Consider the following 24,850-nt stretch of genomic DNA (forward strand, 5'->3'; position numbering starts at 1 on the left):
TTTGCCGGGAAAGGTGAATATGTCGCCGCGGCGAAAGGTTTTCCTCCCTGGTATCTTCGGATAGATAGAAGGAGCGGGGCGCGTGCGGCGCCTGGAATGCGGGAAGTTGTCATTGTCATCCGGTACGGGATTGTTCGTTACGTTTGAAGGCGGGGAAGGCGCTGGGAAATCCACGCAGATCCGCCGCCTCGCCGAAGCGCTGAAGGGCGAAGGTCACGACGTGCTGGTAACGCGCGAACCAGGCGGTTCGCCGGGCGCCGAAGCCGTGCGCCACGTGCTGCTGTCGGGGGCTGCCGAAGCCTTCGGCACGCGGATGGAGGCGATCCTCTTTGCAGCGGCCCGCAACGACCATGTCGAAGAGGTGATCCGGCCGGCCCTGGCCGCAGGCAAGGTCGTGCTGTGCGACCGCTTCATGGATTCCTCCCGCGTCTATCAGGGCATCACCGGCAATCTCGAGCCCGATTTCATCGAGACGCTGCAGCGCATCGCCATCAATGGCGTCATGCCGGATTGCACCGTGATCCTCGACATCCCCGCCAAGGTCGGGCTGGAGCGGGCGCAGAAGCGCGCCGCGGCCGACGCTCCCGATCGCTTCGAGAAGGAGCGGCTGGAAACGCACGAGAAACGGCGCGAGGCCTTTCTCGATGTCGCCGCCCGCGAACCGGAGCGCTGCCACGTGGTCAACGCGATGCAGACGGAGGAGGCGATCGCCGCCGAGATCCTGGCGATCGTCAAACAGCTGCTGTCGCCTGCAGGCCATGCCCGAATGCCGGAAGCCGCCCATCATGAGTGAAGCCCATTATGAGTGAGGAAAGGCCCGGACTGCTCGACGGCGCCATCTGGCCGGGGGAAAATACCAGGCTGTTCGGGCATAAGGAGGCGGAAGCCTTCCTTGCGCAGTCCTACCGATCCGGCAAGGGCCATCACGCCATCCTGATCGAGGGACCGGAAGGCATCGGCAAGGCGACGCTCGCCTTCCGCTTTGCCAATCACGTGCTCTCGCATCCTGATCCAGAGACAGCGCCGGAGACGATCGGCGATCCGGATCCTGCCTCTCCCGTCAGCCGGCAGATCGCGTCGGGCGCCTCGCACAATCTGCTGCACCTTGCCCGGCCGGTGGACGAAAAGACCGGCAAGGTGAAATCGGCGATCACCGTCGACGAGGTGCGCCGCGCCGGCAAGCTCTTCTCGCAGACCTCAGGCACCGGCAACTGGCGGATCGTCATCATCGATCCGGCCGACGACATGAACCGCAATGCGGCCAACGCCATCCTGAAGATCCTGGAAGAACCGCCGAAGCGGGCGCTGTTCCTGGTGCTGTCGCATGCGCCGGGACGGCTGCTGCCGACGATCCGCTCGCGTTGCCTGCCGCTGAAACTGGCGCCGCTTGCCGACGATGAACTCGTCGCGGCCCTTGCCCATCTCGGCATATCAGGCGAGGGCGGGGCGGTGCTTTCGGCCGCCAAGGGCAGCGTCGGCGAGGCGCTGAAACTCCTGAATTACGGCGGCGGCGAGATCATCGCCGCTTATGACGAGATGCTTGCCGCCGAGGGGCCGACAGCCCGCAAGGCGATGCATCGGCTGGCCGACGCGCTTTCGGGCCGGGAAAGCGACACGATTTTCGATTTCTTCGTCAGCCATGTCGGCGACGACATCATGAGCCGCGCGCGCGCGGCGGCCGGCGAGGGGCAGATCGCCGCGGCGGAGCGGCTGGCTCGGCTCTATTCCGAGATCACCGAGCGGCTCACCATTTCCGATGGCTACAACCTCGACCGCAAGCAGACGATCATCAGCATTCTTGCCGATATCAAGCAGCCGGGCGTTTAAAGCGCGTCAGCGCTGACACTTTCGGCACCGTGCTCTGATCAGCCGGTCAATAGCTTCAATGCGACGACGGCAAGCGTAGTGGCAAGGACGATGCGGATGGTGCGTTCGTGCAGCTTCGGCGCCAGAAGGCTGCCGATGATGATGCCGGGGATAGAGCCGATCAGCAGGGCAAACAGCATCGGCCAGTCGATCTCGCCGATCAGCCAATAGCCCGTGCCGCCGATCAAGGTCAGCGGTACTGCATGAACGATATCGGAACCGACGATCTCGCGCACATCGAGCCTCGGATAAAGGACCAGCAGGATCGTCACACCCAGCGCGCCGGCGCCGACCGAGGTCAAGGTGACGAGGACGCCGAGAACGAACCCAAGAATGACGGTGAGGGCGAGGATGGTCGTCGGCTTCGGCGGCGTTCGATCGCCGATGGCGCGGCGTGCCAGCTCGAGGATCGGGCCTCGGAAGACCAGCATGATTGCGGTCATGACGAGCAGCCAGCCGAGTGCCGTGGTGATCGTATTGGTCACGCCGATGCTTTTGCGATCGACGCCGGCCAGCAGCCAGAGCATCAGCAGGGCGGCCGGCAGGCTACCGGCTGCGAGGCTGCCGACGATCTTCCAGTTGACCCGCCCATGCATGCCGTGAACGGCCGTGCCCGCCGTCTTGGTGATTGCCGCGTAGAGAAGATCGGTACCGACGGCGGTCGCGGGATGGACGTCGAAGAGCAGCACCAGCAGCGGCGTCATCAGCGAACCGCCGCCAACGCCGGTGATGCCGACAAGGGCGCCGACGAACAGGCCGGAAAGCGAATAGAGCGGCTCGAATGTCAAGCAAACGCCCCTGACGGCGCGCGGCCACGACAAATCCCGTAGATGAAAACTCGCACTTCTTTCTTGTCCCGCCCTCTTTCCCAAGACGGGTAGATTGGGCGAGAAGCTGAGTCAAGTTCACGCGCCCATCGTCCCGGAAATCATCGACGGCGGCGAAACTTGAGGTTTCGCTTGACGGTGACATGCGCTAAGAGCGGCTGACCATTTTTATAGAGTTAGCCGGACATTGGCCGCCATGATAGACAAGACACCCTTCTACATCACCACCGCGATTTCCTACCCTAACGGCAAGCCGCATATCGGCCATGCCTATGAACTGATCGCGACGGATGCGATGGCGCGCTACCAGCGCCTCGACGGCAAGGATGTCTTCTTCCTGACCGGCACCGACGAACACGGCCAGAAGATGCAGCAGACGGCGCGCGCCGAGGGCATCACCGCGCAGGCGCTCGCCGACCGCAACTCCGGCGAATTCCAGGCGATGGCGACGCTGCTCAACGCCTCGAACGATGACTTCATCCGCACCACGCAGGAGCGTCATCACGAGACGTCGCGCAACATCTGGAAGCTGATGGCCGACAATGGCGACATCTACAAGGACAGCTATGCCGGCTGGTATTCGGTGCGCGACGAGGCCTACTACCAGGAAAACGAGACGGAGCTGCGCGCCGACGGCGTGCGCTACGGGCCGCAGGGCACGCCTGTCGAGTGGGTGGAAGAGGCAAGCTATTTCTTCAAGCTCTCCGAATACCAGGAGAAGCTGCTTGCGCATTATGAGGAAAACCCCGACTTCATCGGCCCGGCCGAGCGCCGCAACGAGGTGATCTCCTTCGTCAAGTCGGGCCTCAAGGACCTCTCGGTCTCGCGCACGACCTTCGACTGGGGCATCAAGGTGCCGAACGATCCGGCCCACGTGATGTATGTCTGGGTCGACGCACTGACCAACTACATCACTGCGACCGGCTATATCGAGGACAGGAACGGCCCGCGGGCGAAATACTGGCCGGCCGATGTTCACATCATCGGCAAGGACATCATCCGCTTTCACGCCGTCTACTGGCCGGCCTTCCTGATGTCGGCGAAGCTACCGCTGCCGAAGCGGGTCTTTGCCCATGGCTTCCTGCTCAACAAGGGCGAGAAGATGTCGAAGTCGCTCGGCAACGTCGTCGATCCGGTCAATCTGGTGAACCATTTCGGCCTCGACCAGGTGCGCTATTTCTTCCTGCGCGAAGTCTCCTTCGGCCAGGACGGCAGCTATAGCGAAGAGGCGATCGGCACCCGCATCAACTCAGACCTTGCCAACGGCATCGGCAATCTCGCCAGCCGCTCGCTGTCGATGATCGTCAAGAATTGCGACGGCAAGATCCCGGAATGCGGGGCGCTCAGCGACGAGGACAAGGCGATGCTGGCTGAGGTCGATGCGCTGCATGCCTCGACCCGCGAAGATATGGGCAAGCAGCAGATCCACCGGGCGCTCGCCTCGATCATTTCGGTCGTTTCCGAGACCGACCGTTATTTCGCCGGCCAGGCACCGTGGGCGCTGAAGAAGACCGATCCGGAGCGTATGGGCACGGTGCTTTATGTGACTGCCGAAGTCGTGCGCCAGATCGCCATCCTGCTGCAGCCCTTCATGCCGGAATCATCGGCCAAGCTGCTCGATCTGGTCGCAGCACCCGAAGACAAGCGCGATTTTGCTGCCCTCGGCGAAGCCGGCCGTCTGGTTGCCGGAACGGCACTCGAAGCGCCGACGCCGGTCTTCCCGCGCTACGTGGCTCCGGAGGCTTGAGCCGTGCTGATCGACACGCATTGCCATCTTGATTTCGCCGACTTCGAGGCGGAGCGGGACGAGATCGTCGCGCGCGCCCATTCGGCTGGCGTTGCGCAGATGGTGACGATCTCGACGCGGGTGCGCAAGCTCGACGGGTTACTCGCGATCACGGAGAAATATCCTTCGGTGTTCTGCTCGGTGGGCACGCATCCGAACAATGCCGACGAAGAGCTGGATATCCAGACGGAAGAGCTGGTGCGTCTCGCCAATGCCCATCAGAAAGTGGTCGCGATCGGCGAGGCCGGTCTCGACTATTTCTACGACACGCAAAAGCCTGAGGATCAGCAGACCGGCTTTCGCCGGCACATCGCGGCGGCGCGCGAGACCCGGCTGCCGCTCGTCATCCACAGCCGCAGCGCTGACGAGGACATGGCTGACATCCTGACCGAGGAAATCGGGAAGGGGGCCTTCCCCTTCATTCTCCACTGCTTCTCCGCAGGCCCGGAACTTGCCAAGACCGGCGTCGCACTCGGCGGCTATGTCTCCTTCTCGGGCATCCTGACCTTCCCGAAGTCGGAAGAGCTGCGCGAGATCGCCAGGACGATCCCGCATGATCGGCTGCTTGTGGAAACGGACGCGCCCTATCTGGCGCCAAAGCGCTGGCGCGGCAAGCGCAACGAGCCGTCCTATGTCGTCAACACGGCCGAGGTGCTCGCCGATACGATCGGCCTTGCCACCGAAGAGGTCGCGCGGATCACGACGGAGAACGCTTTCCGCCTGTTCTCGAAGATGCCGAGGATCTAGCGGCGTGCTCTACCGGCGGCGTTTCACCATTCTCGGCTGTTCGTCGTCACCGGGCGTGCCGCGCATCACCGGCGACTGGGGCGCCTGCAATCCCGACAATCCGAAGAACCGGCGCACGCGCGCTGCCTTCATGGTGCAGCAATTCGCACCCGATGGCGGTGTCACCACCGTCGTCATCGACACCGGGCCGGATTTTCGCGAGCAGATGATCAGGGCAGGGGCCGACCATGTCGATGCCGTGCTCTACAGCCATCCGCATGCGGATCATATTCACGGCATCGATGATCTGCGCGGCTATTTTCACAATACGCGCCGCCGGGTGCCGATCTTTGCCGACCAATTTACCATGGACAGGTTGCGGGAAGCCTTCGGCTATTGCCTGGAAACGCCGCCGGGCAGTAATTACCCGCCGATCGTGCTGCCGATCGTCATCGAAAACCTAGACGCGCCCGTCGAAATCCGTGGCCCGGGCGGAACGATCGCCTTCCATCCGCATATCCAGCAGCACGGGGATATCCACTCGCTCGGATTCCGCATCGGCGATGTGGCTTATTGCAGCGATATCAGCGATTTCCCGCCGCAGACCGTCGAGAAGCTTCAAAATCTCGACATGCTGATCATCGACGCGCTGCAATATACCTATCACCCGAGCCATCTGTCGCTGGAACAGTCGCTCGACTGGATCGGCCGGCTGAAGCCCAAACGGGCGATCCTCACCCATATGCACACGCCGCTCGATTACGACGTGGTGATGGCTGAGACGCCGGACCATGTGGTGCCGGCGTATGACCAGATGAGCTTCGAGACCGAGGTCAAGCTCTAAAGCTTGAACCCGCTCGCTTGCACGTAGGGCAGCAGTTCGACGCCGCCGCGATGGATCATGTCGAGCGAGACATAGAGGATGATCAGCAGGCCGACATAGGCGATCCAGCGATGGTTGGTGAGCAACCGGGCGATAAAGTTTGCGGCAATACCCATCAGCGCGATCGACAGGGCAAGACCGATGACCAGCACGCTCGGATGTTCGCGCGCAGCACCGGCAACGGCCAGCACGTTGTCGAGCGACATCGAGACGTCGGCAATGACGATCTGGGTTGCCGCCTGGAAGAAGGTCTTTTTCGGCGCGCCTTCGCCACCCACCGCTCCGTGACTCTCGCCATGGCCGGCGCGAAGCTCGCGCCACATCTTCCAGCAGACCCAGAGCAGCAGCAGGCCGCCGGCCAGCAGCAGGCCGACGATCGCCAGCAAATAGACTGCGACGCTGGCAAAGAGAATACGCAGAACGGTCGCGGCCACAATGCCGACGATGATCGCCTTGCGGCGCTGCGTCGCCTCGAGGCCGGCAGCAGCAAGACCGATAACCACGGCGTTGTCGCCGGCGAGAACGAGGTCGATAGCAATGACCTGCAGCAAAGCCGTCATACCGGCTGCCGTAAACATGTCCATATGAATTATCCCCAATGCGTCAAAGCCGTGCTAGCGTCTCGAAGGTTTGACGTCAACCGCTGAGCGATTTCGCAAGCGGCGTAATTTGCGAGTCTGCGCGCCGAAATGGCAGGCGGCAATGAAACAGCAGGCGATACAGTAGAGCATCGCCATTCCCTTGGAACATTCAACTCAGCCGCCGGTTCTTCAATTCAGGAAACCAGACTTCGGCCAAACTTCGGATTGGCGGCTGGATCCAGACACCGAGAGGAGAGTCCCATGGGCAGCATTTACAATGATACCAACCCGGCCTTTTCAGGCCCGACAGGCGGCAGCAGCCTTGCCGCATTTTTTGATAACCGATCGGACGCCGAATCCGCCGTCTCGCGTCTTGAAGACGCGGGCGTGCCGGTTGCGAGAATAAGGCTGATGCCCGGATATGAGGCGGGCGCAAAAAATACCGGCGCGATGAGCGACGACCGCAGCGGCTTCTTCGACGCGCTGGCAGACTTCTTCTTCCCCGACGAGGATCGTGCGGTCTACGCAGAAGGGCTCCGGCGAGGCGGCTTCCTCGTCCAGATCAATGATATCGATGACGCGCTCTACGAGACCGTCCACGATATCCTGGACGACGAGGGCAGCATCGACATGGATGAGCGCGCGGATCTCTGGTCGTTGGAGGACAGACAGCAAGGCGCATCCAATACCGGTTTTGCCGGATCGACACAGGGCGGCAAAGCCTCGGAAAACCTCGCCGTGTCCGAGAGTGCATTCGACGATGCGCGCCCGGTGGCAATGCGGGACACCGCGCATGGAAGCGCCAAGGTGCGTGCTTATACCTTGCCCGACCCTGGCACCACGTCATCGGATGAAAGCAATCGCCAATCCCAAACCCAATCGCAAGGTGGATCTCACCAGAGCCAGGGTTTCCGACGCGACCATTGATATCATGAGGCCCGGCCGCAATGCCGGGCCTCATTTCCTCTCGTTCACCTATTCGAGGATACCTCCATGCAATCATCCATCAACCGCCACGGCCTTCCGCCAGATCCTGACGAACTGATCGCGGAAGGTGATCCGCCTTTTGCCGATACCGCGGAGCAGACCGCGCGTGAAAAGGCCGACGAGAGCCTGAATGCCCTGCAGCATGAGGTCAGGCTGCTGAATGCCCGCATAGGCGTGCTGCGCGAGGATGCGGAAGCGGCGCTAAAAGCCAAAGCCACATCGGTCGATGCAAGCGCCCATGTCCAGCTCGGCGATTATCCCTGGCTGAAACTTGCCGCGGCGATCGGCGCAACCTTCGTTGCAGCCAGGCTGGTTCGGCGTCTTCCGCTCGGCGTGTTGCTTGCGGGATTTGCCGGTCATATCCACGAAGTGAGACGGCAGTGACGGATCGTCGTTGATGGTGACTGTCTGGTGCGGGCGGCGATTGATACGCGAACAAGCGCTCATGCTAGAAGCAGGCCAGCAATTCCGGCAAAAGTCGCGACAGTGCCGGCGATCGCGAAACGAACCGCATAGGCGATGCTCCCCATACTTGCAGCAAGAACGGCTTTTGCAAGAAAGTTGGCGAAAGCGGCGACCGCTATGGCGCGAGCGGCCGCATCCGCGGGCACCTGGATGGATGGCAATTTCGCCACAGCAAGGGTTATCGCATCGAGATCGCCCAGTCCTGTGATGAATGCAAGGGCAATAAGCGATTGAGTTCCAAAGACGATCAGGGTCATTCGCGTCAGGACTGTCACGACGGCGAGAACGAGTGCGAAGCGCAGCACGACCATCACCTCGAGCGGGTTTCGGGGTGAAAAATCGGTGCTATCATCCGGGCGTTGCAGCAATGCGGCGAATCCGCCAGCTATGGCGAGGATAGCTGCAGCCGGAGCGAGTGATAGAGCAAGATCCCTGAAAATGGCTGGTGCAATGACGCTGCAAATCAAAAGCACGCGGGCGAGAGAAACGGCTCCCGCCAGCATTGCGCCCGCCGAGAGGAGTGGCGAGAGGGCAGGCATCTGCTTCGATTGACGGGCAAAGGAAAGCGTCAGGGCCGTCGAGGAGACGATGCCACCGCTGGTCCCGGTCAGCAATATTCCGGCGCGGGCGCCGCTCAGCTTGATCAGGATATAACCGGCAAAGGAAACGGCTCCCACCAGGATCGTCATCATCCAAAGCTCGAAAGGATTGATTGCCTGCCATGGATCAATCGGCCTGTTGGGAAGGATCGGGAGGATGACGATGGTCATCGTCAAGAGGATCAGGGCGGCCCTGAGCTCAAGCCAGGTCAATCGGCGCAGAAATCCATGCAACGGCTCCCGCGCGGCAAGAAGGGCGGTTATTGCCACAGCGCTTGCGGCCGTTACCGTCATATCCGCCACAACCGCGCCAAAGCCCAGCGCAAAGACCGCCAGGGCCGCAATGGTGCCGGTGGCGCTGTAATCCTCTTCTTGTGCCGCCTGCATGCGGCTGAAGAGGAGAACCGTGATGCAAAAGAATATAAAGATAGCTGTCGGCAGAATCGGCCCTGTCACAGGCTGCAGGAAACCGCAGAAACCGCCGAGGAAACTTGACAGGCCATAGGTGCGGATACCGGCTACTCTTTTGCCCGGCGCAGCCTCACGATCCCGCCAGCCGCGCTCGATGCCGACGAGAATGCCGATTGCAAGCGCCAGACTGAGGCGCTGGAATGCTTCCGTCGTTACCAATGATGTCACCATCCGATGGGGTCCAGACGCGCCGGCCGATTCATCGAAGGCAGCTGCGCCGTATATGCCATTGCTGTTCATCCGCAAGCTGCTGCTCAGCGGCGTCCGGATGAGTTTGCTCCGCGCAGTGCTGATATTCAATCGCGCTCCGCACGTCATCGCTTAGCATAGATCTTCGCCGCTTCGCCCAACGAATTCCGCTTGCTTCCTGATGAGGACGGTCAATATCAGGCTCGCACTTTCGCGGTGGAACGACCTTGATCTTCGTCAAAGCGCGAGAGACACGTCTGCGCTATGATAACCTCCAACCATTCGGAGGACATCAGCCGTGAAAGCTCAATTCCATTTACCGCTGGCCACCTATCCAGACGCAAGCTCCTTCTCGCTCCTTCAGAACGCTGTCGCTGTTTCCCTTCACCAGAAGGCCGGGTTGACGGCAAGTATACCGCTGGTCAGGATCGAACCCTTTCAGCCGCGATTTCCATCACTCCTTGACGTAGACAAAATGCGTGCAGAGGCGGAGCGCTTGAGCAGAGACAATGGAACCGTTCTCGGGCAGACGCTCCGTGATTATGCGAAAAAAGCTGAGGTCGAGGTCGAGATCCAGCCATTCGATGTGAGGCAGCCGTTTGTCGCACAAACTCTTGCCGATCTGTCGCGCGCATATGATCTTTCCATTTTGGAAGCATCTGAACTGATGAGGCCGCTGATCGAGAGCGTGCTGTTTGAAAGCGGTCGACCGCTCCTGCTTTTTCCCCCGGATAATTTCTCCGGCCGCATCGATGCTGTCGCCGTCGCCTGGGATGGAGGAGCCACTGTCGCGCGGGCACTGACAGGCGCCAGATTGTTGCTGGAACAGGTCTCGCGTGTCGTCCTGATTTCCGTCACCGATGATAAGCAGATTGACGAGCGCGCCCGAGACCGCCTTGCGACCGCGCTCCGAAAGGCTGGTCTTGCCGTCGATATCGCAGCCGTGCAAGCGCAGGGAGACTCGCCAGCCAGCGTCATTCAAGCCGCCGCCCTGGAACGCAAGGCAGATTTGCTCGTCGCCGGCGCGTTCGGCCATTCGAGACTACGCGAATTCCTGTTGGGAGGGGTGACACGGTCGCTGTTGACCCACCTCGAAATGCCCATTCTCCTTTGTCACTAAAGCGCGTCGCGATCTTTCAGATTCGCTCCTCGCGCTTTAGATCTTTGTTTTTACGCATGTCGTTGTCGCAAAACCGCGACACACTTTTGCGCGACATGCTTTAATTCAGAGTGCGCGCGTCGCGTCGCCGATAGCAGCAATATCGCCATCACCGAAAGTCTGATGCCGCAACCAACGCTTTGGAAGGAATCAATGAACCTGCGCGACGTCTGAAGGCATCGGCTTGGCAAGCTCCTTGACGATCGCTTCAAGCGCATCGGCCGTCGTCAGCAGGCCGGATGATCGCGCAATTTTCAGTGCCGCATTGCAGTGAGCGGACAATTCGTCCTGTTGGACGGGATCATTCGTCGGGAATACGATGCCCGCATATTGCGACGGGTTTCCGGCTTCATCCCTGAAGCAGCGGCCCAAGGCCGCCACGGCGACTATTTGCCCGCTTCGATCAAATACCCGATAATCACAGCGATACGGATTTCCTGTGATCACCGATTCTGAAATCGCCTTGGCCACGGATGGCTTGTCGTCCGGATGAATCCGGTCGAGGTATCTTATGACCGGCAGCCCCGTGAGAGTCTCTTGAGGATCAAGCCCAAAGAGGTTTGCCAGCGCCGAATCCGCATAAACCTTGTCGGTCGCCAAGTCCCAGGTGAAAATGCCAGGCTCTTCGGTAAAAGAAAATTCGGACGTTCCCAAAGCTCTGTTGACAAGACTCATTCCGCATCCCCGGTCTGCACGCCAATGCTGCCGGGTGGTTAGGTCCCCCCGGTTCTTGAAAGAATACGACGCGCTCGATCAACGACAGGGCGGTCGACCATTTCACCCCCGATCTTAGCCGCGTTTCCATCGGACGCAACTGCAAGGACAACCCACGGGCCTGCGACCACCACACACGCTCGTTGCGCGCAACCAGCGGAGTCGTTTTCTTGACGGGCACGGCGAAGATGTGCTCCACCTCGGCTTCGACGTTCCAGAATGCGACGAAGCTGACAAGACCGGCGCGAAGGGTTGACGGATATCATGACGACAATCGATCTCAATTCTGATCTGGGGGAGGCGTTTGGACCTTGGCGCATGGGCGACGACAAGGCGATCCTTGACGTCGTTACCAGTGCGAACATCGCATGTGGCGGCCATGCCGGAGATCCAGCGACGATGGTCGAGACGCTCACGCTCGCAAGCGAGCGGGGTGTCGTCGCCGGAGCCCATCCGGGTTTTGCAGATCGCGAGGGCTTCGGACGACGCCTGATCCCCTTGAACATCCGGGAAGTGGAGCAGCTTGTCGCGACGCAGACAGGGGCGCTGATGGGAGCTGCGGCTCTGGCGGGCGCCCGCGTCCGCTACGTCAAACCACACGGCGCACTCGCCAATTGGGCGGCCGACGAACGGCCGGTCGCCGACGCCATCATACGCGCAACCCGAGCGGTTTCTCCGGAACTTGCCATACTGGCGATCTCCGGGACAGAGCTGGAGCATGCGGCCCGCGATGCCGGGATGACCGTCTTCAGCGAAATCTTTGCCGATCGCGGCTATCTCTCCACGGGTCGGCTCGTGCCGCGTAACCTGCCGGGAGCGATGATCCATGACCCGGCAGAGGCGGCATCGAGATTGATCGGGTACCTGTCCAGCGGCCTCATGCCGACGGTCGACGGCGTTCCGATCCCTCTTAATGCGCATTCGATCTGCGTTCACGGGGACAGCCCAGGAGCGCTCGCCATGGCCGTCCACGTGCGAAAGGAATTGCAAATGGCAGGCATCGAGGTGGGTCCATTCCTTCAACCGACACAGGAAAACAGGTGATGGTCAAAGGCTATCTTATCGCCCAGGTTACCGTCACCGATCCGGACGCCTACGGGACCTGCGCGCGGGCCGCGGATGCGGATTTCATTCTGATCGAAGGCGCCGACTGATTTGTCACAGGACCCGTCCGCATCGTCCGGCAGCGTTCCGAACTATCGTCCCGTGGGCGGCCACGCGGTGCTCGTCGAATTCGGCGCGACCATCGATAAGCGGATCCACGATCAGGTCGTCAAGCTGGATGCCGCCTTGAAGGCGGCACCCTTTGAAGGATTCGTCGAAGCCGTTCCGGCCTATGCCAGCATTCTCATATGCTTCGATCCGCTTGTGACCGATCATCGGACGACGGAGGCGGCCATTGCCGAGCGTCTGACGGCCGAGGTTCCACAGACGATTGGAGCGATGCGCGAAGTCGACGTCTGCTACGATCCTGATCTTGCGCCCGATCTTGCCGCCGTCGCCGAGGCAAGCGGATTATCGCCGGAAGACGTTATATCCGCCCATCTCTCCGGCGACTACAGCGTCTTCATGTACGGCTTCGCTCCAGGATACGCTTACCTCGCAGGCGTGCCCAAAGCCATTCAGCAGCCGAGGAAGCCGGCGCCTATTCGCGGCATCGCCGCCGGAAGCGTGCTGATCGCCGGTCCGCAATGCCTGGTGAGCACGCTCGCCATGCCGACCGGCTGGTGGATCATCGGCCGCTCGCCGACAAAGATCCTCGACGCCGCGTCCAACGACCGCCCGTTCCTTTTCGACGTCGGCGATGCGGTGCGTTTCCGCCGCATATCGAGGGCCGAATTCGACGCGAGGTGCCTCGCATGAGCCAAGCCGTTCTTGCAATCAACTTCGCGGGTCCTCACGTCGCGGTCCAGGACGGAGGACGTCACGGATTGATGCGTTATGGCGTTCCGGCCTCCGGCCCGATGGACAGGACTTCGTTTGCCGCCGCCAACGTCGCCGTCGGCAATCCTGCCTTTCAGTCCGCAATCGAAGTCTCCATGGGCGGCCTCGTTCTCGACTGCATGTCGGGGGAGGTTACGTTCGCCGTCGCGGGAGGGGGATTCATCATAGAGCATGCCGGCGACAAGCGCGGCGCATGGATGGTCGCCACCTTGAGGGCCGGGGAGCGGCTGGCAATTCGTCCGGGACACTGGGGAAGCTGGACGTATCTGGCCTTCGCCGGTCATATCGAGGCGAAGACCTGGCTCGGCAGCATGTCGACGCACAGTCTCTCCGGCCTCGGCGGCGGGCGCCTTGCAGCCGGACAGACGCTCACCGTCGCCGATCCGGAAGTGCGAGACGGTCGACATGGTCCGATCACATGTCCGGTCATCGCAAGACCGCGATCCGAGCTGCGTGTGGTGGTCGGTCCACAGGATCGGTTCTTCTCGAAGGAAACCTTGTCGAATTTCCTTTCGTCGCCTTTCCGCCTGAGCGACGCCTATGACCGCATGGGAGTACGCCTCCAAGGTCCGTCGCTTGCGCCAAGCGTTGCGCTGGACATGCCGTCGGAAGCGATCGTGCGGGGCTCGGTGCAGGTCGCCGGAGACGGTGTTCCCACCATTCTGCTGGCCGACCACCAGACGACCGGAGGATATCCCAAGATCGCCACGGTGGTGGATTCGGACCTGGACGCCTTCGTCCAGCTACGCCCACGCGACCATGTCGGTTTCCTGGCCGTGACGCCGCAGCAGGCGATCGAGCACATTCGGCTTCGGGCGTCGACGATGTCCCGTTACCTCGCGGCAGTCCGCGACGGACCATGACGCCCGAACATAGGCGTGTCGATCTGAAGGGTAGGGCGGCGATAGTCGCTTGGAGCTGCGGTTAGCTCGAAGTATTGTTCAGAAAAAATCCACATTCGGTTCGGGGGCACCATGGATTTTCTGAACATCGCGGCGATCATTTTCTTCCTTCTCGTCTGGGTGGCCGTCGAGCCTTTGATGGCAGCGGGGTGGCCGAGGAAGAACGACAGCCTTTCCGTTGACATGGTGCGCATTCGCGCCGCCTGGATGCGCGAGGTGCTGACGCGAGACAACAACTTCATCGGAGATGCCGCGATCCTCGGGCACACGATCAATTCGGCGTCCTTCTTCGGCTCCGCCAATCTCATCGTCATCGTCGGGCTCAGCGGCGCGCTGTTCATGGAGCCGAACTATGGATCGGGTGGTGGGCTGATCTCGATGTTTGCGGCCCAGGATCCGGCGTGGTTTTTCCAATGCAAGGTCCTCCTTATCATGGCGACGCTGCTGCGGGGACTATCCGATTTCATCTGGGCGGTCCGGCAGATCAACTACTGCCTGGCGGCGATCGGGGCGAGCCCATCCCGCGATGAGGAGAGGGACATCGCCGGCTGGACGAATGCCCTGACCCTGGTTTTAAATCCTGCACTTCGATCGTTCAGTGTCGGTGTCCGGTCTTATTACTTCACTTTCGCAGCCGCCTTCTGGTTTCTCGGGCCAATCCCCTTCACTGTTGCGACCATCCTCAGCGTCGGCATTTTGATCTGGCGTCAATCCTGGTCGGATGCTGCAAAGGGGATCATGGCCATACGCAAGCTCCTTGACTAGAGCATGATGCCGAAAAGTGTGAGCGGTTTTCGGACGACATCATACTCTAACTATATAATGTAGAACAGGATTCAGGATTTTAGGCCGGCCCGGCCTAAATCATCCTGATCTAGAGCCAAGCCTTAAGCTGGGCTGAAGCGGAAATTTGTTTGGGACCGGTGTGGCGGCCGCGACTCGAACGACACAACAGAAGCGGTATCTTATTGGCGGTGTCAGATGGATCGTCTCGAAGCGATGCGCATGCTGCTGGCGGTCGTCGACGCCGGAAGCATCTCTGCCGGCAGCAGGAAGCTCAACGCGCCCTTACCCAGCGTCAGTCGCAAGGTGGCCGAACTTGAACGCCATCTTGGGGCGAACCTCATCGTCCGCACCAGCCGCAATCTTCAGCTCACCGATGCCGGGCGCGACTATGTCGACGCCGCCCGAAAGATCATGGCGGATCTAGAGGAGGCCGAGCGAAGGGCGTCCGGGGAATACCAGACACCCAGAGGCGTGCTGACGATCACGATGCCGATCGAATACGGGAGCCGCTACGTGCTGCCTGTCGCGCTGAGCTTCATGGACAAATATCCCGAGGTATCGCTGAACCTACTGTCGCTCGACCGCACGGTCGATCTCGTGTCCGAGCAGGTGGATATCGCGATCCGTCTCGGCAACCTCGCCGACAGTTCGCTCCATGCCGCCAAGGTCGGGGAATTCCGCCTGATGACCTGCGCGAGCCCTGCCTATCTCGAGCGGCATGGCATGCCGGAGCGTCCCGGCGATCTCATCGGTCGCGACGGGATCATCTTCAACAAGCGAACATTCTTCTGGACGTTTGACGTCGACGGCACGCCGATAGAGGCGGTGCCCCGCAACCGGCTGGAGGTGAATACGGCGGCGAACTGTGTTGCGGCGGCCGTCGGCGGGGCGGGGATCGCGCGGCTGTTCGACTATCAGATTCCCGACGAGCTGGCGTCTGGCACGCTCGTTCCGATCCTCCGCGATTTCGACGGCCAACCCCAGCCCATTCATATCGTCTACGCGCGACAGGGGCTTCTCGCCTTGAAGGTACGGGCTTTCGTCGACTGGGCATTGCCTCACTTGCGCGCTATCTGAAAAGGAAGATAATTAAACATTATCTGAATGATGTGTTGATCTCTTCAACCGTTTGTTTCGAGCTCTGAAGATGCGGAAAGTGGCCGATACCTGAGAGGATATCGACTTTTGCACCGATCTTGCCGGCGAACTCGATGCCCATCTCCCTTGCAATGTAGATGTCCTTCTCGCCCCAGATCACCTTCACGGGCGTCTTCAGCTGGGAGAGGTTGGCCTCGAGATAATGCTGATCGGCGGTGAAATTCGCGTAGTAGTGGGCGAAGGCATCCGCGGAAGTCATCCCGTCAACGCTCCACGAACGGGTCATGTCCTGCTGGACGTCAGCCGGCAGATCGAATTGTTCAGCGGGCGAGAGGCCGCGCCTGTGCACGTTCTGGAGGATCTCGTCGCTCGTCTTGTTCATGTAGGCACGGGTCGGCGAAGCGGTCGGCTCGGCTTTGAGGTTCTGCAGGTTCTCCCACATATATTGCGGCCGGTCGAACGGAGCGAAGTCTCCGACGATGATCTGCCTGGCGATCGACGGCTCGTCGAGAGCAAGCAGCAGGACGGGGAGGGCACCGATGTCAGTCGCGTAGATCACGAGGGTCGACCGGTCGATGCCTGCCCGCTCAATATAGGCCTTCAACACCTGGGCGTACGCCCTGGGCGCATAGGAAAACCGCTCCAAAGCCGGGCGCGACGACTGCCCGTAGCCCGGCCAATCGAAGGCGTGGACATCATAATCGCGCGCCAGCGTTGTCGCGATGTTCTTCCAAACCGTCAGCGTTTCCGGAAATCCATGCAGCAAAAGCACGCTGCCTTTTGGCGCGGGGGCGCGGACAATCATCCTCCTCAGCGTGAGGACCTCATCGATCTCGATGAAGTCGACGGCGTCTTGCGCGGCCTCTCTGGACGCGGAAGTGAAGGCTCCAGCCCCCTGGGAAGAGAGAGTTGTTGCGGCCGATGCAGCATTTACGGTTTTGTCCTTAGACATAGGATGTCCTTTCTGAACGGCGGTCAGCCAAAGCCCTAAAGCCGGCTGTCGCCACAAATAATTGAGCACGGCGTCAGCCCGCGGTAGCCGGAGAAAGTGAGAGGAACCCTCTCGACGGCGGCACGCTGAAACCCGTCAGCCCAAGGCTGACATCTGAACGAGAGGGTGCCTCTCACTTTGGCGAGGTGCCGGCCGGCCATCGACCCGCCCAAATATCCACCAGCCGCCGATTTGAGACAGCTCGTTGGCGTTTGCGTGCGGAAGGCAGAGCGTCGGCCGCGACAATATAAGGAAGAACTGATATGAACGACATTTCCCAAAGCAGACAAGTTGCGGCCGCCCCCGACAAGGTCCGCAGCCTCCCCGGCCATGCCACTGTCGGCACGAATGATCTGGATGCCGCGTCGGTATTCTACGACAAGCTTCTGGCCGTGTTCGGGATCGGACGAGTCCTCGTCCAGCCCAACCGAGCCATCTACTACGGTCATCGCACGCTCGAATTCGGCATCATCAAGCCGTTCGATGGCCGCCCTGCCACCGTCGGCAACGGCGGAATGATTGCTTTCGAAGCTCCGTCCCGTTCAAAGGTCGACGAAGCCCATGCAACGGCATTGGCGGCGGGTGGCTCGGACGAAGGAGCGCCTGGCCCACGTGGCGAGAATGGCACGGGTCCTTACTGTGCCTATTTTCGCGATCCGGAAGGCAACAAGTTTCTGATCTTTCGTTCCGGAGCTGACGAGGCCTGACGTTTTCGGCATTGAAGCGGGGCAGGGCCATCGTTTCCCCTCCCGCCCCAGGACGACCCTCGATGTCATGAAAGGACACGTGCCATGGCACTGCCGAACTCTTTGAAACACAGGGATATATCGCGACGCTCGCTGTTGTTGGGGGTTGCCGCGACCGGCATATCCGCCGCTCTCCTTCCACGCGTGTCCGCCGCCGCAGATGTCGTCGTCGCCGCACCCGGGGAGATCCGACCGTTCAAGGTTGAGGTCTCCGAGGCGGCGCTTACAGACCTCAGGCGGCGTCTCACCGAGACCCGCTGGCCCGACGGGGAAACCGTCAGGGATCGTTCGCAGGGCGTCCAGCCCGACAGACTGAAGGAACTCGTGCGCTATTGGCAGTCGTCCTATGACTGGCGCAAGGCAGAGAGCAGGCTGAACAGTTTTCCGCAGTTTCTCACCAATATCGATGGACTGGACATTCATTTCATCCATGTCCGCTCCCGTCATGATAACGCGCTGCCGCTGATCATGACGCACGGCTGGCCAGGTTCGGTCTTCGAGCTGCTTGACGTCATCGGGCCGCTCACGGATCCGACGGCGCATGGCGGCAGGGCTGATGATGCCTTCCATCTGGTGATCCCTTCGATTCCAGGATTCGGCTTCTCCGGGAAACCACCAGCAACGGGTTGGAACCCCCAGCGGATAGCGGCTGCCTGGGACGTGCTGATGAAGCGACTGAACTATGACCGCTATGTCTCGCAAGGCGGCGACTGGGGCGCGATCATCAGCGACGCCTTGGGTCGCCAGGCGCCCGATGGGCTACTCGCGATCCACGTCAACAGGGTCGAGCGTGCCACGACTTTCCCAGCGGACGCAGCGCAGGCTCTTAAAAATGGAGGGCCGGCTCCCGACAGCTTGTCTGCCGATGAGAAGGTCGTCTTTGACGAGGCCCGGGACTTCCTCAACAACGGTTTTGGCTACGCAGCGATCATGAGCACGCGGCCGGAGACGGTCGGCTACGGTATTGCGGATTCTCCGGTTGGCCTCGCTGCCTGGCTTTACGACAAGATCGCCGACTGGGTGTTCCCCCGAGGCAATCCCGAACAGGCGCTTGGTAAGGATGCCATCCTTGACAACATCACGCTGTACTGGCTGACGAACACCGGCCCCTCAAGTGGCCGCATCTATTGGGAAAACGTCATGTCGGGCGCGAAGCTTACGGCCGTCAAAGTCCCGGTCGCCGTCACAGTTTTTCCCGGCGAGGTCTACAAGCCGCCAAGGCATTGGCTGTCGAACGCCTATCCGAAGCTCATCTACTACAATCGCGCTTCCAAGGGCGGTCACTTCGCCGCTTGGGAGGAGCCGGAACTCTTCAGTCAGGAGATCAGGGAGGCCTTCAGAAGCCTGCGGTCTTAAGGCAGACTGGCCCTTGGTTCGTAGTCTCCGTCCGCCGGACGGGTTCGTCGATTGACGTTGGTCGTGCAACGCTTCACAAAGTCCGAAGTTTCGACCAACCATGCAAAAGCGACGACACCGTCGCGGGGACCGCGGCCATATGCGCATCATCGACGACCGTCACTTTCTCCGCAGAGTGTGCGCATTGCTGACGGCAGTATTTTCAACGCTTCTGCTGGCGAGCGCAAACCCCGCCTCGGCGGCTGAGCCGACCAATTCCTCGGCGCCGATCCGGGTTATTATCGAATTGCCGAATGATAATTCCGGACGAGCGCTGGTCGATCGGATCGTCCCCGGCAATCAGGAACCGGCGCAGCCGGTAGCAGTCACGCAAGAGGCGGCACCGACATCGATTGCCACGTCACTACAGGATTTGCGCCAGAGGTTGCTGACACTCGTCGATGCCGTTCCGACCCTTCCCGGGCAGATCCAGTCGGCGATCCGGGTCTTCCAAACGGATGATCGTATCGAACCTGTCGGCCTGATCTTGGCGGTCATACTCTTCGTCGCGGGCGGATTCGTTGCACAGCGTCTTGCCTGGTGGTCAGGGCGAGGGCTGCTCCATTTTGTGCTGAACGCGCCTGCCGACACCGTCCGGCAACGCATCAAGCTCCACGCCGCCCGGCTTTCTATGGGTCTTCTCGCGCTGGTCGGTTACCTGATAGGAAGTCTCGGCGCGTTTATCCTCTTTCCATGGCCTGCCGTGTTTCGCGATATCGCGCTCATCCTCCTATCAGCCGCGCTCATGGTGCGCCTTGGTGTGCTTGTGGGCCGTATTGTCATCGCGCCAGGCGCCCGTCTGCCGCATATGCGGCTTCTGACGCTTGTCACCACGCTTGCCTGGTTCTGGTACTACTGGCTCCTCGGAATCGTCGCGGTGCTGGCGGCTGGCTGGGCCACCATTGAAGTGATCGGGACGATCCGGGCTTCACCGATCTTGGTCGACCTCTTTACCGCAGCATGGCTTGGTGTCGTTTCAATCGCTTTGATCGTTATGATCTGGCTGCGGCACTTTCGTTCCGACGGGCCGTCGGTGAGCCGGCTGGTCTGTGTCGGCTTCAGCGCGAGCATCATAGTATCGTGGCTGTTATGGGTGTCCGGGCTCCACGGGGCATTCTGGACAGTGATCGTCATCACGCTTCTGCCGCTTACCGTTTCGGTGGCTCGTGATATCATCCGTCGCATTGTTCAATCCGGGGAGAGGCAGGCGGTCGAAGATCCGGCCATCGTCGGATGGTCTGTTGTCATCATGCAAACGCTGCGGAACGGCCTCATCGTGGTCGCTGCGCTGCTCATTGCCCGGGCGTGGAATGTCAATCTCAGTGACCTTGCCGCTGCCGAAACAGTCACCACGCGTTTGATCCGCGCAGGAATCCGCATTGTTATCGTGCTGCTGGTGACCGACGTTATCTGGAAGCTCGCAAGCACGCTGATCGACAGCCAGATGGCGGTGGCGTCGCGAAGCGAGCAGGGGGGGCATCACGAGGGTCCCGACGCGCGCCGGCGTCAGCGGTTGAATACCCTCCTTCCCATTCTTCGCAATGTGCTGTTCCTGGCGATCGGAGCCGTCGGCTTCCTGATGATCCTGGATGCAGTTGGCATCCAGATCGGACCGCTGCTGGCGGGCGCCGGTGTCGTCGGCATAGCCGTCGGCTTCGGCGCGCAAACACTCGTCAAGGACATCATCTCCGGCGTCTTTTATCTGTTCGACGATGCCTTTCGCATCGGCGAATACATCCAGGCGGCAAAATATAAAGGGACGGTCGAAGGTTTCTCGCTGCGATCGATCCGCTTGCGCCATCACCGCGGTCCGGTCACCATCGTTCCCTTCGGCGAACTCGGCGCGGTGCAAAACCTCAGCCGCGACTGGGTCATCGACATCATCACGCTCACCCTGAATTATGACAGTGACCTCGAGGAGGTCCGCAAGACCATCAAACGCATCGGCGTTGAGCTTCTGGAGGATGCCGAACTCGGGCCCAACATCATCGAGCCCTTGAAAATGCAGGGGATCGAGCAGATGGCGGATTATGGTGTCCAGATACGGCTGAAGTTCATGACGAAACCCGGCGAACAGTTCGGCGTTCGCCGAAAGGCCCTTGCCATGCTCAAGAAGACATTCGCGGAAAAAGGCATCCAGTTTGCAACGCCGACCGTCCATGTTTCCGGCGGTCCCGCCGATGCAGCGGCAACCGCTGCCGCCTCGGAGCTGCAAAGACCATCGAAAGTCATCCCGACACTTGAGGAATAACAACGGCGAGCTTTCCGTCGAATCCCGTCAATGCTCAGCACTCTGACCCGGACGTTGTCGCCAAGCACACGTCGTCCGACACGGGTTTCTAAAAGAATCTGTTGGCTGGGATCAGCCGCTCAACGAGGCACGTCCGCAGGCGAACTCGTCGATATGCTGGATCGTCCAGGCGCAAATTCGAGCGGGGCGATTTTAAAGAGTGGGTTATAAGATGGATGACGAAGGTATGCCATTGTAATCAAACGGCATCCTTATGTTCCATAATCTATCTTATGCGATATGCGTGTGTAGCCGCAAAGTTGAAGTGTCCTGTTTCTGCAAAGTTGGAATGTCACACTCCCCGCGTCTGAACTGTTATCCGCACCGACATCTTGCCGAACCGCGCACTACTTTGCCAATCACCCAAAGAACTCATGCCGTCAACGGGCTGATTTCACCGTCAGGAAGCGCCAGTGACCCAGGACCGCTTTGACCCGCTTGCCGAACGATTATCGGAGAACGGCCGCACGGATAGCAGGCCAGCCGACCTGTTGTGACGCCTGTTGACGGAAGTCCCAACCGACGCCACGCTTTTGGTAGGCCGTCTGATTGGAGCTATGCATGGAACTGTACCACTTCACCTCGTCAGCACATCTTCGGGGCATCCACAAATTCGGACTGACCATTGGCGACGTGGTCACGGATATCGAAAGACTCGACGGTCGAATTGCGGTCTGGCTCACGAGTTCTCCGAGTGCCGAGGGGCACGGCCTCGGCGGCAGCGCCGTCGACAAGACCGAATTCAGGTTAACCGTGAAAGTGCCAGAAGATGAAAGGCTCGTGAGATGGGTCGACTGGGCTCCAGGAAACGCGACAGAATTGACGCGGCGGCATCTAGTTGCGGCGGGTGGTCACAGTTCAGAGACCTGGTATCTGTTCTTTGGATGGCTTCCCCCAAGCCTCATTACAGAGGTCATCTCAACTCGCACCGCACTAAGCCTCGACAACTGGGGCGAATATCTTTCGGAGGATAAAAGCCTGCGCGGCGTCTCCTTCGAGGGCCGCCACGCTTGGCAGAACAGGCTGTTCCGAGATTTTAAACATCGATTTCAACCCCGCGCACACCGTTTTGAGAAGGCGGCCTCGTTGTAACGATTCTTATTCAAGGCGCCCTCCTCCGCCTGCATCACTTCCCTCAGCGTTGGCCCCCTCCATCACGACGTCCACCAGGTACCATCTGCCCCGCCGGCGCTCATCCCTTGCGACATCTCTTGGCATGATCAGTATCGCAGGCGACGAAATCCGTCGGCCAGACCTTCAAGATGAATGCAAGGAGCATCACCGTGACAACCGGCTTCCGGACTTTCGACGTGACGTTTTTGACTCGCGGCACCGAGGACAACCTCATCGTGACAGCCAGCGACGTCGAACAGGCTTTCAAGGCGGCTCGCGTTAAACTAGCCATAGGATACCCCGCAGACACCGAGATCACCGGAATTCGCCGGCAGGGCCCTGTTCACGCGACGGCCTTCGAGCAGAGTATTGACCCCTCAGATCCGGCGGCGGTACTGTTGCAGGTGGCGACGGTTATTCAAGGGGATGTTTCGCTCACCCTGGACGGCGACACGCCCGAATCAACGGCATTCTTCCTATCGGCGCTTTGCTTGGTGGACAACGGTCACGCCCTCCCCGACACCTTGGCAACGGAATTGGAGCGTCTGCTCGAGGAAACCTCGATATGCTGGCGTTGGGGCATCGATCCGTTTGATGGGCTTCGGCCTGCATTGGATTCGGTTGCCTGCATCTCAGACATCGCAGGCGAGCTGACCGGCAGTTGGCGTCCGACCCCCACGGTTCTAAGCGATCACGATTTTTTTGAACTCCAGTACGGCTACCGTGCCCCCGTCGATTTTGATGAAGGCGTTGAATTTGCGGGGAATTCGCTAGCTTATTGCTACATTTTGCTTGCAGCCGCGCATAAGGTGCTTGCCGAAAAGCCGGACGAGTACCTCATCGTGCCTGCAGAGCGCATTCTGCCTCGCTTCATGATGTCGAATCCCAGCGCTTCAGAAGAGATTTCGGACGTTCTTCTTTCAGATCCACTTCTGCCAGCCTGGGATGGCGTTCCTTTGAAGATATGATCCGAGCGCCCAATCACTGCGTTGCCAATTCTCTTTCCTTTAGGACCAGATCGTTTCCTTGCCACACTAGGTAAGGAGACGGTCTTCGCCAGCCGGACGCTGGCGGCATCGTGCTGGACATTACCGACCGCAGGCGCGGGATGCAGTGAAAGCCGCTCTCGTGCAACTCGTGAAGGTCTTTACGGCAACCGGGCGCCACCGCCGCTTTGAACAGGCTCTCAACCTGAACACGAGAGAGCGTCGAAGCAAGCGTAGCATCCTCTCGTTCGAGATAAAGGGCCACATCGTTGGTAGCAGCGGCGTCACCAGTTTCTGCTTGCTTCAGGACTTCCTTGAACAACTTGTTCCTGAGTTTGGTGTGAAGAAGCGGACCAAGGTCGGGATGCGACCAGAAGCGGCGCAGTACGACGTCCACGGTCTTCGGGTAACACTCCTCGGCGCTCGGATCATCAAACTGGCTTGTCAAAGCAACGAGGAGGGCCGTCGGACTTCTAACCACTCTCTCAGCGGACACTGCCGTTAGGGATCCGGCGAATTTAGCAAAGGTATGGTCAAGACGTTCGCGGTTCTGACCGCTTATCATGGAGAGGAGAACCGGCCGAACAACGCACATGTCGACCAGAAAGGAATCATGCTCGGGGGTGAAGCCCTTCTTTGCAAAGAATTCCTTTGAGATGATGGAATGAAGTTTCGGACGGTCGGATTCCAGCAGGCCTAGCAAGAACCAGAGCGCTCTCGAATCTTCGTCGCCCTTATCCACCACCACCCGCTTCTTCAGCTCGTTCATAAGCAGATAGTAGTCAGGCTCATCGAAAGCGGCTATCTCCTCATCCACCTTCTTTGCGACGTCGTCGACGACCGGGTCGGTGAAGAACCCGTCGCTGTAGATGTCGCGCATCAGGGTATCAATTGCGAACCGTAGCGGCCTTGCCCGCTCGCAAAGAAAATATGTCACCGCTTTCTCAAAGACGTAGTATGCGTCCTTGGCGGTCGACGCAGCCTTGCTCGGGTGCGCGGCGTTGTTGCGCTTATCGAGGATCTCTGCGAGTGCATCGGTTTCGACCACCGGAACAACGCCAGTCTCCTTGAGCTTCGTGACAAGTGCACCCTCGTATGTTCTTCCGCCACTGGTCGCATCCTTGATGGCTGCCACCACACTTGCCGCCCGCGGCACATGGCCTGCCTCGAGCTCGTTCATGCGATCGCGTAGAGTGTCAAAGACTGCGTTGGACGTCATGATGATGCACGCCCGGTAGGCTTGTGCGTTGTAGCACCTGACCGCCTCCAGAACGTAATCCGAGTGGGGTCGATTCTTAACCCGTTGGTACAGCTCATCTATCGCTAAAACGTCAGTCACAGAACCC

General features: G+C 60.3%; 24 protein-coding genes. 18 read left to right on the forward strand and 6 right to left on the reverse strand.

Annotated elements, in window-relative coordinates; translation table 11 throughout:
* Positions 1–112 precede the first annotated feature (112 nt).
* Positions 113–793, forward strand: a complete 681-nt coding sequence (gene tmk, locus GR198_RS05535; RefSeq protein ID WP_164067761.1) for a dTMP kinase — start codon at positions 113–115, stop codon at positions 791–793.
* Between the two features lie 8 nt (positions 794–801).
* Positions 802–1,827: a DNA polymerase III subunit delta' gene (locus GR198_RS05540; protein WP_164067763.1), complete on the forward strand. Its 1,026-nt coding sequence runs from the start codon at positions 802–804 to the stop codon at positions 1,825–1,827.
* A 38-nt stretch (positions 1,828–1,865) separates the two neighbouring features.
* Here the strand turns inward: GR198_RS05540 and GR198_RS05545 are convergent, their stop codons facing one another.
* On the reverse strand, positions 1,866–2,654 hold the full coding sequence (locus GR198_RS05545; RefSeq protein ID WP_164067765.1) for a sulfite exporter TauE/SafE family protein: 789 nt from the start codon (positions 2,652–2,654) through the stop codon (positions 1,866–1,868).
* A gap of 235 nt (positions 2,655–2,889) precedes the next feature.
* Here GR198_RS05545 and metG point away from each other — a divergent pair, with 235 nt between their 5' ends.
* The 3 genes from metG to GR198_RS05560 are packed head-to-tail and all read left to right on the forward strand — an operon-like array spanning position 2,890 to position 6,049.
* Positions 2,890–4,440: a methionine--tRNA ligase gene (gene metG, locus GR198_RS05550; RefSeq protein ID WP_164045738.1), complete on the forward strand. Its 1,551-nt coding sequence runs from the start codon at positions 2,890–2,892 to the stop codon at positions 4,438–4,440.
* A 3-nt stretch (positions 4,441–4,443) separates the two neighbouring features.
* A complete protein-coding gene (locus tag GR198_RS05555; protein ID WP_164045737.1) occupies positions 4,444–5,226 on the forward strand; it encodes a TatD family hydrolase in 783 nt (260 codons plus the stop codon).
* A gap of 4 nt (positions 5,227–5,230) precedes the next feature.
* Complete coding sequence (locus tag GR198_RS05560; RefSeq protein ID WP_029874131.1) at positions 5,231–6,049, forward strand: MBL fold metallo-hydrolase; 819 nt, start codon at positions 5,231–5,233, stop codon at positions 6,047–6,049.
* Here the strand turns inward: GR198_RS05560 and GR198_RS05565 are convergent.
* Positions 6,046–6,672, reverse strand: a complete 627-nt coding sequence (locus tag GR198_RS05565) for a TerC family protein (RefSeq protein WP_029874130.1) — start codon at positions 6,670–6,672, stop codon at positions 6,046–6,048. The genes GR198_RS05560 and GR198_RS05565 overlap by 4 nt on opposite strands.
* Positions 6,673–6,930: 258 nt before the next feature.
* Between GR198_RS05565 and GR198_RS05570 the strand changes: the two genes are divergently transcribed.
* The gene (locus GR198_RS05570) at positions 6,931–7,596 is read left to right on the forward strand and encodes a hypothetical protein (protein ID WP_164045887.1); all 666 of its coding nucleotides are present in this window, start codon (positions 6,931–6,933) and stop codon (positions 7,594–7,596) included.
* 66 nt (positions 7,597–7,662) lie between these two features.
* Positions 7,663–8,040 carry a hypothetical protein gene (locus GR198_RS05575; RefSeq protein WP_029874128.1) on the forward strand — a complete coding sequence of 126 codons (378 nt, stop codon included), beginning with the start codon at positions 7,663–7,665 and terminating at the stop codon, positions 8,038–8,040.
* A 59-nt stretch (positions 8,041–8,099) separates the two neighbouring features.
* Here the strand turns inward: GR198_RS05575 and GR198_RS05580 are convergent, their stop codons facing one another.
* On the reverse strand, positions 8,100–9,362 hold the full coding sequence (locus tag GR198_RS05580) for an MgtC/SapB family protein (protein ID WP_164045736.1): 1,263 nt from the start codon (positions 9,360–9,362) through the stop codon (positions 8,100–8,102).
* A 316-nt stretch (positions 9,363–9,678) separates the two neighbouring features.
* On the opposite strand from GR198_RS05580, the gene GR198_RS05585 reads away from it, so the two are divergent.
* A complete protein-coding gene (locus tag GR198_RS05585) occupies positions 9,679–10,500 on the forward strand; it encodes a universal stress protein (protein ID WP_029874126.1) in 822 nt (273 codons plus the stop codon).
* Positions 10,501–10,689: 189 nt separating this feature from the next.
* Here GR198_RS05585 and GR198_RS05590 read toward each other — a convergent pair whose 3' ends face one another.
* A complete protein-coding gene (locus tag GR198_RS05590) occupies positions 10,690–11,214 on the reverse strand; it encodes a PAS domain-containing protein (RefSeq protein ID WP_003539758.1) in 525 nt (174 codons plus the stop codon).
* A gap of 303 nt (positions 11,215–11,517) precedes the next feature.
* On the opposite strand from GR198_RS05590, the gene GR198_RS05595 reads away from it, so the two are divergent.
* From GR198_RS05595 to GR198_RS05615, 5 genes are all read left to right on the forward strand, one after another.
* Entirely contained in the window at positions 11,518–12,297 is a 780-nt protein-coding gene (locus GR198_RS05595) for a LamB/YcsF family protein (RefSeq protein ID WP_164067767.1), read from the forward strand.
* A gap of 111 nt (positions 12,298–12,408) precedes the next feature.
* Positions 12,409–13,116 carry a 5-oxoprolinase subunit B family protein gene (locus GR198_RS05600; RefSeq protein ID WP_204337027.1) on the forward strand — a complete coding sequence of 236 codons (708 nt, stop codon included), beginning with the start codon at positions 12,409–12,411 and terminating at the stop codon, positions 13,114–13,116.
* Entirely contained in the window at positions 13,104–14,060 is a 957-nt protein-coding gene (locus GR198_RS05605; protein ID WP_164067769.1) for a biotin-dependent carboxyltransferase family protein, read from the forward strand. The genes GR198_RS05600 and GR198_RS05605 overlap by 13 nt, the downstream gene beginning before the upstream one ends.
* Positions 14,061–14,171: 111 nt before the next feature.
* Entirely contained in the window at positions 14,172–14,864 is a 693-nt protein-coding gene (locus GR198_RS05610; RefSeq protein WP_164067771.1) for a DUF599 domain-containing protein, read from the forward strand.
* 216 nt (positions 14,865–15,080) lie between these two features.
* A complete protein-coding gene (locus GR198_RS05615) occupies positions 15,081–15,962 on the forward strand; it encodes a LysR family transcriptional regulator (RefSeq protein WP_164067773.1) in 882 nt (293 codons plus the stop codon).
* 19 nt (positions 15,963–15,981) lie between these two features.
* Here GR198_RS05615 and GR198_RS05620 read toward each other — a convergent pair whose 3' ends face one another.
* Positions 15,982–16,935: an alpha/beta fold hydrolase gene (locus GR198_RS05620; RefSeq protein WP_164068249.1), complete on the reverse strand. Its 954-nt coding sequence runs from the start codon at positions 16,933–16,935 to the stop codon at positions 15,982–15,984.
* A gap of 302 nt (positions 16,936–17,237) precedes the next feature.
* Between GR198_RS05620 and GR198_RS05625 the strand changes: the two genes are divergently transcribed.
* The 5 genes from GR198_RS05625 (at position 17,238) to GR198_RS05645 (ending at position 23,486) form a co-directional block, all read left to right on the forward strand.
* Positions 17,238–17,681, forward strand: coding sequence for a VOC family protein (locus tag GR198_RS05625; protein WP_028733707.1), 444 nt, complete (start codon positions 17,238–17,240; stop codon positions 17,679–17,681).
* Between the two features lie 84 nt (positions 17,682–17,765).
* A complete protein-coding gene (locus GR198_RS05630) occupies positions 17,766–19,076 on the forward strand; it encodes an epoxide hydrolase family protein (RefSeq protein ID WP_164067775.1) in 1,311 nt (436 codons plus the stop codon).
* A gap of 139 nt (positions 19,077–19,215) precedes the next feature.
* Entirely contained in the window at positions 19,216–21,366 is a 2,151-nt protein-coding gene (locus tag GR198_RS05635) for a mechanosensitive ion channel domain-containing protein (RefSeq protein ID WP_164067777.1), read from the forward strand.
* A gap of 600 nt (positions 21,367–21,966) precedes the next feature.
* Positions 21,967–22,497, forward strand: a complete 531-nt coding sequence (locus tag GR198_RS05640; RefSeq protein ID WP_164067778.1) for a hypothetical protein — start codon at positions 21,967–21,969, stop codon at positions 22,495–22,497.
* Positions 22,498–22,688: 191 nt separating this feature from the next.
* Positions 22,689–23,486, forward strand: a complete 798-nt coding sequence (locus GR198_RS05645) for a hypothetical protein (RefSeq protein WP_164067780.1) — start codon at positions 22,689–22,691, stop codon at positions 23,484–23,486.
* A 13-nt stretch (positions 23,487–23,499) separates the two neighbouring features.
* Here GR198_RS05645 and GR198_RS05650 read toward each other — a convergent pair whose 3' ends face one another.
* Positions 23,500–24,684, reverse strand: a complete 1,185-nt coding sequence (locus GR198_RS05650; RefSeq protein WP_164067782.1) for a hypothetical protein — start codon at positions 24,682–24,684, stop codon at positions 23,500–23,502.
* Positions 24,685–24,850: the final 166 nt, after the last annotated feature.

It is taken from the genome of Rhizobium leguminosarum (genome assembly GCF_010668065.1).
GTDB lineage: Bacteria > Pseudomonadota > Alphaproteobacteria > Rhizobiales > Rhizobiaceae > Rhizobium > Rhizobium leguminosarum_S.